This window comes from Pseudomonas sp. GYB4201 (assembly GCF_056312595.1).
The window spans coordinates 142,377-159,861 of the sequence record NZ_JBWGIG010000001.1; the positions used below are offsets into that span (position 1 = coordinate 142,377).

The 17,485-nt window shown below is 63.4% G+C and carries 13 protein-coding genes and 2 tRNA genes; 2 read left to right on the plus strand and 13 right to left on the minus strand.

Annotated features, from left to right (window positions below):
- Nucleotides 1-152 precede the first annotated feature (152 nt).
- The 8 genes from AC0Z2B_RS00695 to rnr form a co-directional block, all read right to left on the minus strand.
- Nucleotides 153-2,456 carry a YgiQ family radical SAM protein gene (locus AC0Z2B_RS00695; RefSeq protein WP_416422166.1) on the minus strand — a complete coding sequence of 768 codons (2,304 nt, stop codon included), beginning with the start codon at nucleotides 2,454-2,456 and terminating at the stop codon, nucleotides 153-155.
- A gap of 114 nt (nucleotides 2,457-2,570) precedes the next feature.
- Nucleotides 2,571-3,968: a replicative DNA helicase gene (gene dnaB / locus AC0Z2B_RS00700; RefSeq protein WP_473005202.1), complete on the minus strand. Its 1,398-nt coding sequence runs from the start codon at nucleotides 3,966-3,968 to the stop codon at nucleotides 2,571-2,573.
- A gap of 109 nt (nucleotides 3,969-4,077) precedes the next feature.
- On the minus strand, nucleotides 4,078-4,524 hold the full coding sequence (rplI, locus tag AC0Z2B_RS00705) for a 50S ribosomal protein L9 (protein ID WP_416422164.1): 447 nt from the start codon (nucleotides 4,522-4,524) through the stop codon (nucleotides 4,078-4,080).
- Nucleotides 4,525-4,542: 18 nt separating this feature from the next.
- Nucleotides 4,543-5,442, minus strand: coding sequence for a YybS family protein (locus AC0Z2B_RS00710; RefSeq protein ID WP_416422163.1), 900 nt, complete (start codon nucleotides 5,440-5,442; stop codon nucleotides 4,543-4,545).
- Nucleotides 5,443-5,478: 36 nt separating this feature from the next.
- A complete protein-coding gene (rpsR, locus tag AC0Z2B_RS00715) occupies nucleotides 5,479-5,709 on the minus strand; it encodes a 30S ribosomal protein S18 (protein ID WP_008368574.1) in 231 nt (76 codons plus the stop codon).
- A gap of 28 nt (nucleotides 5,710-5,737) precedes the next feature.
- On the minus strand, nucleotides 5,738-6,163 hold the full coding sequence (gene rpsF / locus AC0Z2B_RS00720) for a 30S ribosomal protein S6 (protein ID WP_027979704.1): 426 nt from the start codon (nucleotides 6,161-6,163) through the stop codon (nucleotides 5,738-5,740).
- Nucleotides 6,164-6,440: 277 nt separating this feature from the next.
- Entirely contained in the window at nucleotides 6,441-7,187 is a 747-nt protein-coding gene (gene rlmB, locus AC0Z2B_RS00725; protein WP_416422162.1) for a 23S rRNA (guanosine(2251)-2'-O)-methyltransferase RlmB, read from the minus strand.
- The gene (gene rnr, locus AC0Z2B_RS00730; RefSeq protein WP_416422161.1) at nucleotides 7,184-9,826 is read right to left on the minus strand and encodes a ribonuclease R; all 2,643 of its coding nucleotides are present in this window, start codon (nucleotides 9,824-9,826) and stop codon (nucleotides 7,184-7,186) included. The genes rlmB and rnr overlap by 4 nt, the downstream gene beginning before the upstream one ends.
- Nucleotides 9,827-10,052: 226 nt before the next feature.
- On the opposite strand from rnr, the gene AC0Z2B_RS00735 reads away from it, so the two are divergent.
- Both AC0Z2B_RS00735 and AC0Z2B_RS00740 read left to right on the plus strand, forming a co-directional pair.
- Nucleotides 10,053-10,139, plus strand: a tRNA-Leu gene (locus AC0Z2B_RS00735).
- Between the two features lie 185 nt (nucleotides 10,140-10,324).
- Nucleotides 10,325-10,411, plus strand: a tRNA-Leu gene (locus AC0Z2B_RS00740).
- 129 nt (nucleotides 10,412-10,540) lie between these two features.
- Here the strand turns inward: AC0Z2B_RS00740 and AC0Z2B_RS00745 are convergent.
- The 5 genes from AC0Z2B_RS00745 to hflK form a co-directional block, all read right to left on the minus strand.
- A complete protein-coding gene (locus tag AC0Z2B_RS00745) occupies nucleotides 10,541-12,475 on the minus strand; it encodes a methyl-accepting chemotaxis protein (RefSeq protein ID WP_476294764.1) in 1,935 nt (644 codons plus the stop codon).
- A 139-nt stretch (nucleotides 12,476-12,614) separates the two neighbouring features.
- A complete protein-coding gene (locus AC0Z2B_RS00750) occupies nucleotides 12,615-13,907 on the minus strand; it encodes an adenylosuccinate synthase (RefSeq protein WP_027979707.1) in 1,293 nt (430 codons plus the stop codon).
- A gap of 54 nt (nucleotides 13,908-13,961) precedes the next feature.
- On the minus strand, nucleotides 13,962-15,149 hold the full coding sequence (locus tag AC0Z2B_RS00755; RefSeq protein ID WP_476294765.1) for an ATP phosphoribosyltransferase regulatory subunit: 1,188 nt from the start codon (nucleotides 15,147-15,149) through the stop codon (nucleotides 13,962-13,964).
- 285 nt (nucleotides 15,150-15,434) lie between these two features.
- On the minus strand, nucleotides 15,435-16,304 hold the full coding sequence (gene hflC / locus AC0Z2B_RS00760) for a protease modulator HflC (protein WP_416422159.1): 870 nt from the start codon (nucleotides 16,302-16,304) through the stop codon (nucleotides 15,435-15,437).
- Nucleotides 16,304-17,479 carry an FtsH protease activity modulator HflK gene (gene hflK / locus AC0Z2B_RS00765; RefSeq protein ID WP_416422158.1) on the minus strand — a complete coding sequence of 392 codons (1,176 nt, stop codon included), beginning with the start codon at nucleotides 17,477-17,479 and terminating at the stop codon, nucleotides 16,304-16,306. Before hflK ends, hflC begins: the two co-directional genes overlap by 1 nt.
- Nucleotides 17,480-17,485 lie beyond the last annotated feature (6 nt).

Genomic DNA, 17,485 nt, shown 5'->3' on the forward strand with positions numbered 1-17,485 from the left:
CGTCACGGGTTATGCGGCGTTAGTGACGCGACCTTGCGGCCGCTGCTACAGGTGTGGGGGCCCAACGAAATATTGCGTAGGCCGGCGGTGGGGCGCAAGGGGAAATGCAAAACCGGGTGTAACCGAAACTTTCGGTTACACCCGGCTTCACATCAGCGCGGCAGCACGGGCTGGCGCGAAGGTTTCTTCTTGCCCTTGCCACCCTTGGCGGCGTCGTGGCGGGCCTTGGCGGCTTCCTTGGCGCGGGCTTCGGCGGCGGCCTTGGCCTGTTCGCGCTTGTCCCACGGCTTGGAGCCGTCGCTGCCACGCGGCGGCAGGCCGGTGTGTTGGGTCAGGATGCGGGTTTCCTTGGCCACCTTGTGGCTGCCGGCCGGCGTCGAGTTCTTGCGACGGGCACTCTGGTAGGTGTCGGTCGCCGGCTGGTGCAGCGGGATCAGCTGGTGCTTGCCCGGGCCAATCAGGTCGGCGCGGCCCATGCGTTCCAGCGCTTCGCGCAGCATCGGCCAGCCCTTCGGATCGTGGTAGCGCAGGAAGGCCTTGTGCAGGCGGCGCTGCTCCTCGCTCTTGACGATGGTGACCGCGTCGCTCTTGTAGGTGACCTTGCGCAGCGGGTTCTTGCCCGAGTGGTACATGGCGGTCGCCGACGCCATCGGCGAGGGGTAGAACGCCTGCACCTGGTCGGCGCGGAAACCGTTGCCCTTGAGCCACAGCGCCAGGTTCATCATGTCTTCGTCGGTGGTGCCCGGGTGCGCGGCGATGAAGTACGGAATCAGGTACTGCTCCTTGCCTGCTTCCTTGGAGTACTTCTCGAACATGCGCTTGAACTTGTCGTACGAGCCGATGCCCGGCTTCATCATCTGGTTCAGCGGGCCTTCTTCGGTGTGCTCCGGGGCAATCTTCAGGTAGCCGCCCACGTGGTGGGTGACCAGTTCCTTGACATACTCCGGCGATTCCACCGCCAGGTCGTAGCGCAGGCCCGAGGCGATCAGAATCTTCTTCACCCCCGGCAGGGCACGGGCGCTGCGGTACAGCTGGATCAGCGCCGAGTGGTCGGTGTTCAGGTTCGGGCAGATGCCCGGGAACACGCACGACGGCTTGCGGCACGCCGATTCGATTTCCGGGCTCTTGCAGGCAATGCGGTACATGTTGGCGGTCGGGCCGCCCATGTCCGAGATCACCCCGGTGAAGCCTGGCACCTTGTCGCGGATCTCTTCGATCTCGCGAATGATCGACTCTTCCGAGCGGTTCTGGATGATGCGGCCTTCGTGCTCGGTGATGGAGCAGAAGGTGCAGCCGCCGAAGCAGCCACGCATGATGTTCACCGAGAAGCGGATCATGTCGTAGGCCGGGATCTTCTCCTTGCCATACGCCGGGTGCGGAATGCGCGCATAGGGCATGCCGAACACGTAGTCCATTTCCTCGGTGGTCATGGGAATGGGTGGTGGGTTGAACCACACGTCCACTTCGCCATGCTTCTGCACCAGCGCACGGGCGTTGCCCGGGTTGGTTTCCAGGTGCAGCACGCGGTTGGCGTGGGCGTAGAGCACGGCGTCACCGCGCACTTTCTCGAACGACGGCAGGCGGATGACGGTCTTGTCACGGGTCATGCGCGGGCTGGCCAGGATCTGCACGACCTTGGGCTCGTTCGGGTCTTCCACCGGGCCCTTTTCCTGCTCGATGGCGCAGGCCTGGGTGTCCTGGGTGTTGACGTACGGGTTGATGATCTTGTCGACCTTGCCCGGACGGTCGATACGGGTGGAGTCCACCTCGTACCAGCCCTGAGGCGTGTCGCGGCGCACGAAGGCGGTGCCGCGGATGTCGGTGATTTCTTCGATCTTCTGCCCGTAGGACAGGCGCTGGGCCACTTCGACGATCGCGCGTTCGGCGTTGCCGTACAGCAGGATGTCGGCGCAGGCGTCGATCAGGATCGAGTGGCGAACCTTGTCCTGCCAATAGTCATAGTGGGCGATGCGGCGCAGCGAGGCCTCGATGCCGCCCAGCACGATCGGCACGTGCTTGTAGGCTTCCTTGCAGCGCTGGCTGTACACCAGGCTGGCGCGGTCGGGGCGCTTGCCCGCCAGGCCGCCAGGGGTGTAGGCGTCGTCCGAGCGGATTTTCTTGTCCGCGGTGTAGCGGTTGATCATCGAGTCCATGTTGCCGGCCGCGACGCCGAAGAACAGGTTCGGCTCGCCCAGCTTCATGAAGTCGTCTTTGCTGGTCCAGTCCGGTTGGGCAATGATGCCCACGCGGAAGCCCTGGGCCTCCAGCAGGCGGCCGATGATGGCCATGCCGAACGACGGATGGTCGACGTAGGCGTCACCGGTGACGATGATGATGTCGCAGGAATCCCAGCCGAGCTGATCCATCTCCTCCCTGCTCATGGGCAGGAATGGCGCTGGCCCGAAACACTCGGCCCAGTACTTTGGATAGTCGAATAACGGCTTGGCTGCTTGCATGTCGATGACCGTGTGGCTACATGTTGAAAAAACGCGGGCGCGGAATATAGCACAAATTTTGACCAATTCCGACGACCACTGTCGGAATTCAGCCCGCTCGATAAAAACCCCGGGTTATTCGTCGTCGTCGAAGTTGTAGCTGCCTGGCGCCAGGTTCTCGAAGCGCGTGTACTTGCCGATGAAGGCCAGGCGGATGAAGCCGATGGGGCCGTTACGCTGCTTGCCGATGATGATCTCGGCGATGCCCTTGTGCTCGGTCTCGGGGTGGTACACCTCGTCGCGGTACACGAACATGATCACGTCGGCGTCCTGCTCGATCGCTCCCGATTCCCGCAAGTCGGAGTTCACCGGGCGCTTGTTGGGGCGTTGTTCCAGGGAGCGGTTGAGCTGCGACAGCGCCACCACCGGGCAGTTGAATTCCTTGGCCAGGGCTTTCAACGAGCGGGAAATCTCCGAGATCTCGTTGGTACGGTTGTCGCCGCTGGAACCGGGAATCTGCATCAGCTGCAGGTAGTCGATCATGATCAGGCCGATGTCGCCGTGCTCACGCACCAGGCGGCGCGTGCGCGCGCGCATTTCCGACGGACTGATGCCGGCGGTATCGTCGATGAACAGCTTGCGGTCGTTGAGCAGGTTGACCGCCGAGGTCAGGCGCGGCCAATCGTCGTCGTCCAGGCGGCCGGAACGCACCTTGGTCTGGTCGATGCGGCCCAAGGAAGACAGCATACGCATGACCAGCGAATCACCTGGCATCTCCAGCGAGTAGACCAGTACGGCCTTCTCGCTGCGCAGCACGGCGTTTTCCACCAGGTTCATGGCGAAGGTGGTCTTGCCCATCGACGGACGGCCGGCAACGATGATCAGGTCGGCAGGCTGCAGGCCGCTGGTCTTCTCGTCCAGGTCGGTGTAGCCGGTGGACAGGCCGGTGATGGCCTCGTCGGTGTTGAACAGCGTGTCGATGCGGTCGATGGCCTTGGTCAGCAGGTCGTTGACGCTGACCGGGCCGCCAGTCTTGGGCCGCGCCTCGGCGATCTGGAAGATCTGCCGTTCGGCCTCGTCGAGGATCTCGGCGGCGTTGCGGCCCTGGGGGTTGAAGGCGCTGTCGGCGATCTCGTTGCTGATGCTGATCAGCTGGCGCAGGGTGGCCCGCTCGCGGACGATCTGCGCATAGGCCTTGATGTTGGCGACCGACGGCGTGTTCTTCGCCAGTTCGCCCAGGTAACCCAGGCCACCGACCTGGGTGCTCTGCCCTTCCTTGTCCAGCTGCTCGTGAAGGGTGACCACGTCGAACGGCGTGTTCAAATCCGCCAGGCGGGCAATGGCGCGGAAGATCAGGCGGTGGTCATGACGGTAGAAATCGCCATCCGAAACTTGATCGAGCACGCGTTCCCAGGCGTTGTTGTCCAGCATCAAGCCACCGAGCACGGCCTGTTCGGCCTCGATGGAATGCGGCGGCACCTTGAGGGCGGCGGTTTGCAGATCGTACTGTTCGGGTTGCGATATCTCGTTCATGGCCACTTGAAATCAGAGGGTACAGAAAGACAAAGGGCACGACCTGTAGACAGGATCGTGCCCAATGTTACCGGCTGTTACCCAAGGGTGCCAGCCGATAGGTAGTGCCTTAAGCAGCTACAACAACAACGCGTACGGTAGCTTCTACGTCGCTGTGCAGGTGCACGGCAACGTCGTATTCGCCAACGTTACGGATGGTGCCGTTCGGCAGACGAACTTCAGCCTTGGCAACTTCAACGCCCGAGGCGGTCAGTGCGTCAGCGATGTCGTGGGTGCCGATCGAACCGAACAGCTTGCCTTCGTCACCGGCGGTGGCAGTGATGGTCACTTCCAGCTCAGCCAGTTGGGCAGCGCGAGTTTCAGCCGAAGCTTTCTTGTCTGCAGCCAGTTTTTCCAGCTCGGCACGACGCTCTTCGAACGCAGCCAGGTTGGCTGGGGTCGCGGCGGTAGCTTTGCCGTAAGGCAGCAGGTAGTTACGGCCGTAACCAGCCTTAACGTTTACTTTGTCGCCCAGGTTGCCCAGGTTGGCGACTTTTTCCAGAAGGATCAGTTGCATGTGGAAATCCTCTAACTTTTAACCTTCACCGTTCGCATTGCCAGCGTCTTTCGACGCCAGACGTCCGCGAAAATCAATCAGGCTGTCGACAATGGCCAACACCACGAGCAACGGATAGATCAGCTGCATGAACACCAGCAGCGTCACGTACAGCCCCACCAGCCAGAACCGCGCCAGGCGCTTTGCAGCGACCAGGGCATGGATCAGGGCCAGGCCTGCGAACAGCAGCGGCACACTGCACAGCGGCGTGAGCATGGCCAGTTGAGTGCCGAAATTCGGCCCCACCAGCATGCACGCCAGCAGCAGCAATGCCGGCCCCCGCGGGATGCGCACGGTGCGAAACTCGCGACCGAACCCACCCGGGTTGTACAACAACGCTTGCCAGTACCGGCCCAACATCAGGCACAGCACGCTGACAATCTGCAGCATGGCCGCTATCAGGCCGGTCAGGACCGGTGGCAGCAGTGCGCTCAGGCGCGCTCGCTCTTCTACCGACAATTGCTGGTAGAGATCACCGAGGGCCATGGGCAGGACCTTTGACAGTTCCTGCGCCATGCCGTCGATGTGAGGGCGGAAAACCGCGCCCAGCACCACTGCATACACCAACCCCAGGGCTATGCTGACCAGCAGCACGCGGATCCAGGACTCACTCGAGCGCAGCACGTGCGCGAGGGTCGCCGAGCCCAGCAGCACCAGAAGTGCGCGGGGGTCGTGGTCGCTTCCCAGCAGCCACCACGCCAGAGCGGGCAGCAGGCCGAGGGCGAGGACACTCTTGGCATCCTGAAATCCGCGCCGCAGAAGCACCAGGCTTCCCGCGGCAGCACCCAACCAGAACAACAGCGGCATGACTGCCGATATGGCCACCACCAGGGTGGCCTGCATGCGTCCGCGCATGATGAAATCAGCTATGGCGCGCATGCATTCAATCCCTTGCTACTTGTCGACGACCCGGTCTCAGCGGCCGTGGCTGTCGGTGTAGGCCAGCAGGGCCAGGAAGCGGGCGCGCTTGATAGCGACGGCCAGCTGACGCTGATAACGAGCTTTGGTACCGGTGATACGGCTTGGAACGATTTTGCCGGTTTCGGATACGTAGGCTTTCAGGGTGTTGAGATCTTTGTAATCGATCTCTTTCACGTCTTCAGCGGTGAAGCGGCAGAATTTACGACGACGGAAGAAACGTGCCATGTAATTGGCTCCTCAAAAGGTCCGTGGATTACTCGTCAGCGTTATCGCTGGCGTCGCTGTTGTCGCTGTCATCGCCATCGGCGCTGTCAGCATGCTCAGGACGGTCACGACGCTCACGGCGCTCGCTGCGGTTTTCTTCGGCCTTGAGCATCTCGGACTGACCAGTTACGGCTTCGTCGCGACGGATGACCAGGTTACGGATCACGGCATCGTTGTAACGGAAGTTGTCTTCCAGCTCGGCCAGGGCCTTGCCAGTGCACTCAACGTTCAGCATCACGTAGTGAGCCTTGTGAACATTGTTGATTGCGTAGGCCAGTTGACGACGGCCCCAGTCTTCCAGACGGTGGATTTTGCCGCCGTCTTCTTCGATCAGCTTGGTGTAACGCTCAACCATGCCGCCGACTTGCTCGCTCTGGTCAGGGTGGACCAGAAAGATGATTTCGTAATGACGCATGAATGCTCCTTACGGGTTGTAGCCTGCCGCCAGGGCGGTCAGACAAGGAGTGAATGACACTGTATGTCTTGCTCGCGGAAAAGGTGATGGCGATGAACTGCCGGCACCTGCCGTCGAGGCAAGGGGCGCAATTGTAGAGAAGGGAGTGGGGACAAGCAAGGGAATTGGCGAATATTTGAACAGCTTTCGCCGGAGTGCAAATCCCCGTAGCAGCTGCCGCAGGCGGCGTCGCCTATTAACAGCGACGCAGCCTTCGGCAGCTGCTACGGGGGTTGGGTTACTTCTTGGTGTTGCGCTGACGGACGGCTTCGAACAGGCAGACGCCCGTGGCCACCGACACGTTCAGGCTGCTGACGCTGCCGTGCATCGGCAGCTTCACCAGGTAGTCGCAGTGCTCGCGGGTCAGGCGGCGCATGCCCTTGCCTTCGGCGCCCATCACCAGGATGGTCGGCCCGGTCATGTCGTGCTGGTACAGCTCCTGCTCGGCTTCACCGGCAGTGCCCACTACCCACAGGCCGCGCTGCTGGAGTTTCTCCAGGGTGCGCGCCAGGTTGGTCACGGCCACCAGCGGGATCACCTCGGCCGCGCCGCAGGCGACTTTGCGCACTGCCGGGGTCAGGGTGGCCGACTTGTCCTTGGGCACGATCACTGCCAGCACGCCGGCGGCGTCGGCGGTGCGCAGGCAGGCGCCGAGGTTGTGCGGGTCGGTCACGCCGTCCAGCACCAGCAGCAGCGGCGCACCTTCGGTGCGGTCCAGCAGCTCGTCGAGCATGGCCTCGCCCCACACCTGGCTTGGGCTGACTTCAGCCACCACGCCCTGGTGCACGCCTTCAACCCAGGCGTCCATCTCGCGACGCTCGGCCTGGCCCACCGACACGCGGTTTTCCGCGGCCAGGGCGATCAGCGGCTGCACGCGCGGGTCGTTGCGGCTTTCCGCCAACCAGATCTGCTTGACCCGCTTGGGGTGGTGACGCAACAGGGCTTCCACGGCGTGTACGCCGTAGATCTTTTCCAACTGACTCATGACTTCGCCTTCGGTTTACGGGCGCCCGATTTCGACGGCCCCTTGCGGTGCGTGGTGGGCTTGCTGGCGCCGCCGGACTTGTCCGAACGCGCCGGCTTGCCCGCGCCGCCCTTGGCCTCGGCCAGCAGCGCTTTTTTCATTTCACGGCTCTTGCGCACATCGGCGTTGTTGGCCGCGGCATCCGACGCACGGTAGGCGCTGGCCGACTCCGAGGACTTGGCCGGGCGCTTCGACGGCTTCGACAGCGGGGCTGCCGGTGCCGGTTTTTCGTACACGGGCTTGTCGTAGGACTTGGCCGCCGGCTTCTTGTCCGCCGACTTGCGCTCAGGCGCTTTCTTCGCTTCAGGCTTTTCGGCCTGGCGATTCTTGCGACCCACAGGTGCGCTGGCGGATTTTTCCGACATGCCGAAGTCGATCTTGCGCTCGTCCAGGTCGACGCGCATCACCTGCACTTCCACTGTGTCGCCGAGGCGGAAGCTACGCCCGGTGCGCTCGCCCGCCAGGCGGTGGTGCACAGGGTCGAAGTGGTAGTAGTCGCCCGGCAGCGCGGTGACGTGCACCAGGCCTTCGACGAAGATGTCGGTCAGCTCCACGAACAGGCCGAAACCGGTCACGGCGGTGATCACGCCGGGGAAGGTCTCGCCCACGCGGTCTTTCATGAACTCGCACTTGAGCCAGTTCACCACGTCGCGGGTGGCCTCGTCGGCACGGCGCTCGCTCATCGAGCACTGTTCACCCAGTTGCTCCAGGGCCGGCTCGTCGTACGGATAGATGCGCGCTTTCGGAATGGTCATGGCACCGGCACGCTTGACGTGCGGGGTGTCCATCTTCGAGCGAATCACACTGCGGATGGCGCGGTGGGTCAGCAGGTCCGGGTAGCGACGGATCGGCGAGGTGAAGTGGGTGTACGCCTCGTAGTTCAGGCCGAAGTGGCCGTTGTTCTCGGCGCTGTACACCGCCTGGCTCAGGGAGCGCAGCATCACGGTCTGGATCACGTGGAAGTCCGGGCGGTCCTGGATGTTTTCCAGCAGCGCGCGGTAGTCCTTGGGCGACGGACCATCCTTGCCCTTGTTGATCGACAGGCCCAGCTCGCCGAGGAAGGCGCGCAGTTTTTCCAGGCGCTCAGGCGGCGGGCCGTCGTGCACGCGGTACAGGGCCGGGATTTCATGCTTCTGCAGGAACTCGGCGGTGGCCACGTTGGCGGCCAGCATGCACTCTTCGATCAGCTTGTGGGCGTCGTTGCGCACGGTCGGCTTGATTTCGGCGATCTTGCGCTCGGAACCGAAGACGATGCGGGTTTCCTGGGTCTCGAAGTCGATGGCGCCACGGGCATGGCGGGCACCCAACAGCACCTTGTACATGGCGTACAGTTGCTTGAGGTGCGGCAGCACATCGCCGTACTCGCCGCGCAAGGCCTTGGCCTCGCTGGTGCGCGAGTGTTCGAGCATGGTGCTGACCTTGTTGTAGGTCAGGCGCGCATGGGAGTGGATCACCGCCTCGTAGAACTGGTAGTCGGTCATCTCGCCGGTCTTGGAGATGGTCATCTCGCAGACCATGGCCAGGCGGTCGACGTGCGGGTTCAGCGAGCACAGGCCGTTGGACAGCTCCTCCGGCAGCATCGGGATCACGCGCTCGGGGAAGTACACGGAGTTGCCGCGCACCTGGGCTTCTTCGTCCAGGGCCGAGCCCAGCTTGACGTAGCTGGACACGTCGGCGATGGCCACATACAGCTTCCAGCCGCCATTGAACAGGCGCAGCTTGCTCTTGGCTTCGCAATAAACGGCGTCGTCGAAGTCGCGGGCGTCTTCGCCGTCGATGGTGACGAACGGCAGGTGGCGCAGGTCAACGCGGTTCTGCTTGTCCTTTTCCTCGACTTCCGGCTTCAGCTTGGCGGCTTCCTTCAGCACGGCCTGTGGCCATACGTGCGGGATGTCGTAGGTGCGCAGCGCGACGTCGATTTCCATGCCCGGCGCCATGTAGTTGCCGACCACTTCAATCACATCGCCCTGGGGCTGGAAGCGCGGGGTCGGCCAGTGGGTGATTTTCACCTCCACGAACTGGCCGATCTTGGCGCCGGCGTTGCGGCCCGGGGTAATCAGTACTTCCTGATTGACCTTGGGGTTGTCCGGCGTAACGAAGCCGATGCCGCCCTCTTCAAAGTAGCGGCCGACGATGGTCTCGTGACCACGGGACACCACTTCGACGATCACGCCTTCACGACGACCACGACGGTCCAGGCCGGAAACACGGGCCAGGGCACGGTCGCCGTCGAACACCAGGCGCATTTGCGCCGGGCTCATGAACAGGTCGTCGGAGCCGTCGTCAGGGATCAGGAAGCCGAAACCGTCGCGGTGGCCGGCGATGCGACCAGCGATCAGGTCCAGCTTATCCACAGGGGCGTAGGTGCCGCGGCGGGTGTAGATCAGTTGCGCATCGCGCTCCATGGCGCGCAGGCGACGACGCAAGGCCTCGACCTGGTCCTCGGTGGTCAGCCCGAACTCGTCTACCAGCTGCTCGCGGCTGGCGGGTGAGCCGCGCTCGTCGAGGTGCTGGAGGATCAGCTCGCGGCTGGGAATAGGGTTTTCGTATTTTTCCGCTTCACGAGCGGCCTCGGGATCGAGGGACTGCCAATCGGCCATTAGAGAAATTTCACCTTGTCTATATAAGGGTTAGTTTGGCATACGCGTATTGAAACGGGAAATTTCACGGTTTGACAGCCCCGCATTGCCGCATCTTCCAGTAAAAAAGGCACCGCGTGGAAGAAACCTGGAAAAAACCTAAACTTTTTTAACAACAGGGGTTTACAGGTCAAAAGACTGCCCGTATAGTGCGCGCCATCGACAACGCAAACGCGCTGAAGATGATGCCCAGATGGTGAAATTGGTAGACACGCCAGCTTCAGGTGCTGGTGACCTTACGGTCGTGGAAGTTCGACTCTTCTTCTGGGCACCAATTTCTGGCTTGAGATTACAACATCTTGAGCCACTCACAAGAACCCGCGAAAGCGGGTTTTTGCGTTTCAGGGGTCTGAAAAGATTCTTTGAGAAATTTTTGAAAAAAAGTGTTTTCGGGGGTTTACAGGTGTTTGAACCCTCCGTATAGTGCGCACCACAACGACGGACAACGTCGAAGTAGCTGCCCAGATGGTGAAATTGGTAGACACGCCAGCTTCAGGTGCTGGTGACCTTACGGTCGTGGAAGTTCGAGTCTTCTTCTGGGCACCAATTCAGATTCACAGATCAACGATCTCTGAATCATCTCAAAAACCCGCGAAAGCGGGTTTTTGCGTTTCTGCCCTTCAGAAAACCAGTCCCCCGGACGCGGCCTGCGGCCGCTGCTACGGGGGATTGGTGTCAGGCTTTAAATTGGCCGATGCTGGCGCGCAGTTGCGCAGCCAGGTCATCCAGCACCTTGCTGCTGGCCGTGGTGTCAGCCACCACCTTCGCCGCGCGTTGTGCCTGGGCGTGGATATTCTCCACCCTGCCCTTCACCGCCTGCGCGCCATCGGCCTGCTGCTCCGCCGCACGGGTGGCCAGGCCTATCGCCGCATGCACCTGCTCCACCGACGCCTGCACGCTTTGCTGCAACCGCGCGCTGTCGCGCAGCACCAGCAAACCTTCGCTGGCCTGGCGCCCGGCCTGGCTGATGGCGGTCACCGCTTCACGGGCGCCCGATTGCAGCGCAGCAATGTGCGCCTGGATATCACCGGTGGAGCTTTGTGTCTTGCTGGCCAGCGCCCGCACTTCGTCGGCGACTACCGCAAAACCGCGCCCAGTCTCGCCCGCCCGCGCCGCCTCGATGGCGGCGTTCAGGGCCAGCAGGTTGGTCTGTTCGGCGATGCTCTGGATCACGCTGAGCACCACTTCAATCTGTTGGCTTTGCTCGGCCAGCCGCTCGATGACCTGGGAGCCGTTTTGCACCTGCCCGGCCAGCGCCTCGATCAGGCCGCCCACCTGCGCCGAGGCCTGGGTGTTGGCGTCAGTGGCGGTGCGTATTTCTGCCACCTGCTGCAACGCCGACTGCATGGCGCGGCTTTCGGCCTGGGCCTCGTCGGCCATGGTCGACAACGCCTGGAGGCTGGCGGCCACTTCATTGCTCTGCAGCTGGGCGGCTGCGTCGGCGCCGGCGTTGCGGCGGGCCATCAGGTCGATCTCCTGGCCAGTGCGCTGGGCCACATCACCCGCCTCGCGCACAATGGGTTGCAGCTTGTCGACGAAGCGGTTGACTGCCGCCGCCATGTCGCCGATTTCGTCATGGCTGTCGAGGCGCACACGGCGGGTCAGGTCGCCCTCCCCCTCGGCCAAGTCGTTGAGCGCGGTGATCAACAGGCGCAGCTTGCTCACCACCCGCCGGCCAAGCACCACCGCCACCAGCAGCAACACGCCCAGGCCGACCAGCGCCAGGGCCATGCCGATGCGCCAGCGCAGGGTGGCCGCCGCCTCCTGCACGCTGCGGGTGGCGTTGCCTTGCATGGCCGCGGCGCTGCCCTGCGCCGCTTCCAGGCGCGCCCTCAGGGCCTTGGAGCTGTCGGCGGAGGCGCCCAGCAGGCTGTCGCCCACCAACAGGTCGCCGCTGGCGATCAGGGCGGCGAAGCGCTTGTCCAGCGCACTCAACTGGGCCTCGACATTGGCGGTGGAGACGCCCATGCGCACCTTGCCGATCTCTGCGCCATTGGGGCTGATGGAGGCCTCCACGTAGTACACCGACGGATCGTTCTTCGCCGCGTCCAGCACCTTGTCCAGCGGCCGCTCGCCGGCGCCCTTGGCCAAAAGGGCCTGGTTGATGGGGTTTTCGCGATTCAGGTAGCGGGTCAGGTGCTCGCCCTGGGCGTCGTCGTAAATCACGAACAGCACGCTGGGGTTGCGCTGGGCCTGGCGGGCGAATTCGGACAAGGTGGGCACGTCGTTGTCCCAGATGGCCCGCGGCGCCACCGAGGCCAGCAGTTGGGCCATGGCGTTGGCGGAGTCCTTGAGGTCCTGCTCCAGGGTAGTGCGTATCTGCCCCTGCTCTTCTTCAAGGCGCAAGGACAACCCGGCACTCAGGCGCTGGCGAGTGCTGGCCGAGAGGCCATCGAGCCCGGCGCTGACTTCCTTGCCAGCCTGGTCGAGCTGATCGGTGAGCTGATGGGTGTCCGCCTGCAGGCGCTGGCCCAGGTCGGCCTCCAGCGCGCCAACGGTGCTCCGGGTGAGCGCAACGGCTACCAGCACCTGCACCAAAAGGGCAACGCCCAGGGTAATGAACACGGGCCGCAGCAAACGACTGCGCAGAAGAGAAAGTACGGCCGACACGGGTGATTCCTCTTGTTCCGGGGAGGCCATCAAAATGATGGCACCAACAAGGAATCCTCCCAGCAATCGCCATGCCGCACAGCAGGCAGAAACGACAAAGGGCCCCATCGGGGCCCTTTGTGGTGCAACTCAGCGTTTCTTAGGCGAACGGGTGACGCAGCACGATGGTCTCGTTGCGGTCCGGGCCGGTGGAAACGATGTCGATCGGCGCGCCGACCAGCTCTTCGATGCGCTTGATGTACGCACGGGCAGCGGCTGGCAGTTCGTCCAGGGACTTGGCGCCCAGGGTCGACTCGCTCCAGCCTGGCATCTGCTCGTACACCGGCTCCAGGCCGATGTAGCTGTCAGCGTCGGTCGGTGCGTCGATGACGGCGCCGTCGGCGTTCTTGTAGCCCACGCAGATGTTGATGGTTTCCAGGCCGTCCAGCACGTCCAGCTTGGTCAGGCAGATGCCCGAGATGCTGTTGACGTCGATGGCGCGACGCAGGATGACGGCGTCGAACCAGCCGCAACGACGGGCACGGCCGGTGGTGGCACCGAACTCGTGGCCACGCTTGGCCAGGAAGGCACCGACGTCATCGAACAGCTCGGTAGGGAACGGGCCCGAACCGACGCGAGTGGTGTAGGCCTTGGTGATGCCCAGGATGTAGTCCAGGTACATCGGACCCACGCCCGAACCGGTGGCGATGCCGCCAGCCGTGGTGTTGGAGCTGGTGACGTACGGGTAGGTACCGTGGTCGATGTCCAGCAGCGAGCCCTGGGCGCCTTCGAACATGATGTCCTTGCCAGCGCGACGCAGCTCGTGCAGTTCGGCGGTGACGTCGAGCATCATCGGCTTCAGCAGCTCGGCGTATTCCATGCACTCGTCCAGGGTCTTCTGGAAGTCGATGGCCGGCTCTTTGTAGTAATTCACCAGGACGAAGTTGTGGTAGTCCAGCAGCTCGCCCAGCTTGGCGGCGAAACGCTCGCGGTGGAACAGGTCACCGATGCGCAGGCCACGGCGTGCCACCTTGTCTTCGTACGCTGGGCCGATGCCGCGGCCGGTGGTGCCGATCTTCAGCTCGCCACGGGCTTTCTCGCGGGCCTGGTCCAGGGCCACGTGGTAGGACAGGATCAGCGGGCAGGATGGGCTGATGCGCAGGCGCTCGCGCACCGGTACGCCCTTCTCTTCCAGCTTGACGATCTCACGCAGCAGGGCGTCGGGTGCTACCACCACGCCGTTGCCGATCAGGCACTGCACGCCTTCGCGCAGCACGCCCGACGGAATCAGGTGCAGGACGGTTTTCTCACCGTCGATCACCAGGGTGTGGCCAGCGTTGTGGCCACCTTGGTAGCGCACTACGGCGGCTGCATGTTCGGTCAGCAGATCAACGATCTTGCCTTTGCCCTCATCACCCCACTGGGTGCCCAGGACTACGACATTCTTACCCATGACACTTGTCCTCATTCGCGCAAACTTGGTGCCGGCGTTGGCCGGCAGGAAAACTCAAGAAGCCAGCGGCAGTACCTGCCACAGCCCGTTCTGCTGAATCAATTGGCGGTCGCAATCGGCCTCGACGGCCGCGCTCAACGCCTGCCCAGGCAACGCCTGGACCACACGCTGGCCTTCACGACGCAGCTGGCAGACCTGCTGCCAGAGTGCCGCATCGGTGCTGTCTGGCATCCAGATGCCACCGCTAGGCAGTTCCACTTCGGCGCGACCCAGGGTAACCAGGGTCTTGAGGTCGGTGGAGAAGCCCGTTGCCGGGCGCGCACGACCGAAGTCGGCGCCGATATCGTCATAGCGACCGCCCTGGGCGATCGACTGGCCGACACCCGGGACGAATACCGCGAACACCACACCGGTGTGGTAGTGGTAGCCGCGCAGCTCGCCCAGGTCGAAATACAGGGGCAGCTCGGGGAAACGCGCAGCCAGGCGCTCGGCGATGGCTTGCAGGTCGTCCAGGGCCGCGATCACCGGGGCCGGGGCGTTGGCCAGGCGCACGCGCGCCTCGGCGAACACTTCCGAACCACCGCACAGCTCCACCAGGGCGCGCAGCATGCTCGCCAGGTCGGCCGGCAGGCCTTCGGTCAAGGCAATGACTTCGTCGATGGCCTTGCGCTGCAGGGCATCGAACAGTTGTTGCTCGACGCTGCCCGACAGGCCGGCGGCGCGCGCCAGGCCACGGTAGATACCCACGTGGCCCAGGTCCATGTGCACATCCGGCACGTCTGCCAGTTGAAGCATAGCCAGCATCAGGCTGATGACTTCGACATCGCTGCTCGGGCTGGCGTCGCCGTACAGCTCGGCACCCAGCTGGATGGGGCTGCGCGAGGACGACAGGGCACGCGGCTGGGCGTGCAGCACGCTGCCGGCGTAGCACAGGCGGCTCGGGCCTTCACGGCGCAGGGTGTGGGCGTCGATGCGCGCCACCTGCGGGGTGATGTCGGCACGGAAGCCCATCTGGCGCCCGGATTGCGGGTCGACGACCTTGAAGGTGCGCAGATCCAGGTCCTGGCCGGCGCCGGTGAGCAGCGACTCCAGGTACTCGATATGCGGGGTGACGACGAACTCGTAGCCCCAGCTCTGGAACAGATCCAACACCTGGCGACGCGCTACTTCGATGCGCGCCGCTTCCGGCGGCAGTACTTCTTCGATGCCATCTGGCAGCAGCCAGCGGTCTACCGTTGCCATTACGCCTTTCCCCTATGATCCGGGCGGCACGCGTTCTTGCGAGCCTTGAGTGAAGCAGGCAACGGCGAGGCAACGTGCGGCGGTTTTCATGCCGCCCTGCCTGCTTGAGCCATTGCCCTCGATTACTTTGGAAACAGTCTGAAACACTATGCAAAAGACTGGCACGAAGGGCCAATCGATCTTGCAGACGCAAAAAAGCCGGGAATTTCCCGGCTGCCGCATCATAACACGTTTTCAGATTTGGTCACCCCGCCGGGCGATTTGACCGCCCGGCGGGTGCCTTCATCACGGCTTGTACTTTTCCATGTAGCGGAAGAAATCGCTGCTTGGGTCCAGCACCAGCACGTCGCTCTTGTTGGAGAAGCTTTGACGGTACGCCTGCAGGCTACGGTAGAAGGAGTAGAACTCCTGGTCCTGGCCGTAGGCCTTGGCGTAGATGGCGGCCGCCTGGGCGTCGCCGTCACCGCGGGCTTCCTCGGACTCGCGATAGGCCTCGGCCAGCAACACGCGGCGTTGACGATCGGCGTCGGCACGGATGCCTTCGGCCAGCTCGTTACCCTTGGCGCGGTGCTCGCGGGCTTCACGCTCGCGCTCGGTGCTCATGCGGTCGAAGACGCTCTTGTTGACTTCCTTCGGCAGGTCGATGGCCTTCACCCGCACGTCGATGACCTCGATGCCCAACTCGTCGTTGGCCATCTTGTTCAGCGACTCGGTGATGCCCGCCATCAACTCGTCACGCTGGCCCGACACCACTTCGTGCAGGGTGCGCTTGCCGAATTGGTCACGCAGGCCCGATTCCAGGCGGCGGGACAGGCGGTCGTCGGCGATCTGCTTGATACCCGAGGTAGCGGTGTAGAAACGCTCGGCGTCCTTCACGCGCCACTTGGCGTACGCGTCGACCATCACCGCTTTCTTCTCCAGGGTCAGGAACCGCTGGGTCGGGGCGTCGAGGGTCATCAGGCGCGCGTCGAACTTGCGCACCTGGTTCACGTACGGCACTTTCACGTGCAGGCCGGGGGCTACATCGGCCTGTACCACGCGGCCGAAGCGCAGCAGCACGGCGCGCTCGGTCTGGGACACGATGTAGAAGCTGTTCCACGCCACGATGGCCAGTACCACGCCAACGATCAGGGCGATCAGTGATTTATTGCCCATCAGCGACTCTCCCTGGAACGCAGTTCACGTTGTTGCTGTTGCAGATCGGCCGCTGCACGGGCGCCCGCCGCGTCGGTCACCGACGGCGTCACGCTGCCCGACGCCACTGGCGCTGGGCCATGGCTGGCATTGACCATCTTGTCCAGCGGCAGGTAGATCAGGTTGTTACCCCCTTTCTCGCTGCTCACCAGCACCTTGCTGGTGTTGCTGTAGACGTCCTGCATGGTTTCCAGGTACAGGCGCTGGCGGGTGACTTCCGGTGCCTTGCGGTACTCGGTCACCAGCTTGGTGAAGCGGTCGGCCTCACCCTTGGCGCGCGACACCACTTCATCGCGGTAGCCGTTGGCGTCCTCGATGATGCGCTGCGCCTGGCCACGGGCCTCGGGCACCACGCCGTTGGCGTAGGTCTCGGCCTGGTTGCGCGAACGCTGCTCGTCTTCACGGGCACGGATCACGTCGTCGAAGGCTTCCTGGACTTCACGCGGGGCGGCCGCGCTCTGCACGTTGACCTGGGTAATGGTGATACCGGTCTTGTACGTGTCCATGAAGCCCTGCAGGCGCTTCTTGATCTCGCTGGCCATCAGCTCGCGGCCCTCGGTCAGCACCTGGTCCATGGTGGTGGACCCCACCACGTGGCGCAGGGCGCTGTCGGTGGCGTGCTGCAGGCTGACTTCCGGCTGGTCGACGTTAAGCACGAAGTCCTGCAGGTTGCTGATGCGGTATTGCACGGTCAGCGGCACCTCGACGATGTTCTCGTCCTCGGTGAGCATCTGGCCCTGCTTGGTGTACGTACGCTCGCGCGTCACGTTTTCCAGGTACTTCTTGTCGATGGGCGGGAAGTAGATATTCAGGCCCGAACCGACGGTCTCGTAGTACTTGCCGAAGCGCAGCACCACGGCCTGCTCCTGCTCGTCCACCACGTAGATGGCGCTGTACAGCCAGATAGCCGCCAGCACGACCAGCCCGATCCCGAGCAGGCCGAAGCCACCGCCCCTGGACGAACCGCCGCCATCACCCGTGCGTTTTTTTCCACCACCGAACAAACCGTTCAGGCTTTCCTGCAGCTTTCGGAAGGCTTCGTCGAGATCCGGTGGCCCCTTGCGGTCGCCCCCACGGCGCTTACCACCCCAAGGATCCTGATTGTTCGAGTTGCCACCCGGCTCATTCCAAGCCATAGCGCT

What these genes read in the sequence shown, in the direction of transcription:
- rnr (WP_416422161.1), bottom strand. Translation starts at nt 9,826, where the DNA reads ATGGCCGATTGGCAGTCCCTCGATCCCGAGGCCGCTCGTGAAGCGGAA.
- rpsF (WP_027979704.1), bottom strand. Translation starts at nt 6,163, where the DNA reads ATGCGTCATTACGAAATCATCTTTCTGGTCCACCCTGACCAGAGCGAG.
- AC0Z2B_RS00750 (WP_027979707.1), bottom strand. Translation starts at nt 13,907, where the DNA reads ATGGGTAAGAATGTCGTAGTCCTGGGCACCCAGTGGGGTGATGAGGGC.
- rplI (WP_416422164.1), bottom strand. Translation starts at nt 4,524, where the DNA reads ATGCAACTGATCCTTCTGGAAAAAGTCGCCAACCTGGGCAACCTGGGC.
- AC0Z2B_RS00695 (WP_416422166.1), bottom strand. Translation starts at nt 2,456, where the DNA reads ATGCAAGCAGCCAAGCCGTTATTCGACTATCCAAAGTACTGGGCCGAG.
- hflK (WP_416422158.1), bottom strand. Translation starts at nt 17,479, where the DNA reads ATGGCTTGGAATGAGCCGGGTGGCAACTCGAACAATCAGGATCCTTGG.
- AC0Z2B_RS00710 (WP_416422163.1), bottom strand. Translation starts at nt 5,442, where the DNA reads ATGCGCGCCATAGCTGATTTCATCATGCGCGGACGCATGCAGGCCACC.
- AC0Z2B_RS00755 (WP_476294765.1), bottom strand. Translation starts at nt 15,149, where the DNA reads ATGGCAACGGTAGACCGCTGGCTGCTGCCAGATGGCATCGAAGAAGTA.
- rpsR (WP_008368574.1), bottom strand. Translation starts at nt 5,709, where the DNA reads ATGGCACGTTTCTTCCGTCGTCGTAAATTCTGCCGCTTCACCGCTGAA.
- dnaB (WP_473005202.1), bottom strand. Translation starts at nt 3,968, where the DNA reads ATGAACGAGATATCGCAACCCGAACAGTACGATCTGCAAACCGCCGCC.
- rlmB (WP_416422162.1), bottom strand. Translation starts at nt 7,187, where the DNA reads ATGAGTCAGTTGGAAAAGATCTACGGCGTACACGCCGTGGAAGCCCTG.
- hflC (WP_416422159.1), bottom strand. Translation starts at nt 16,304, where the DNA reads ATGGGCAATAAATCACTGATCGCCCTGATCGTTGGCGTGGTACTGGCC.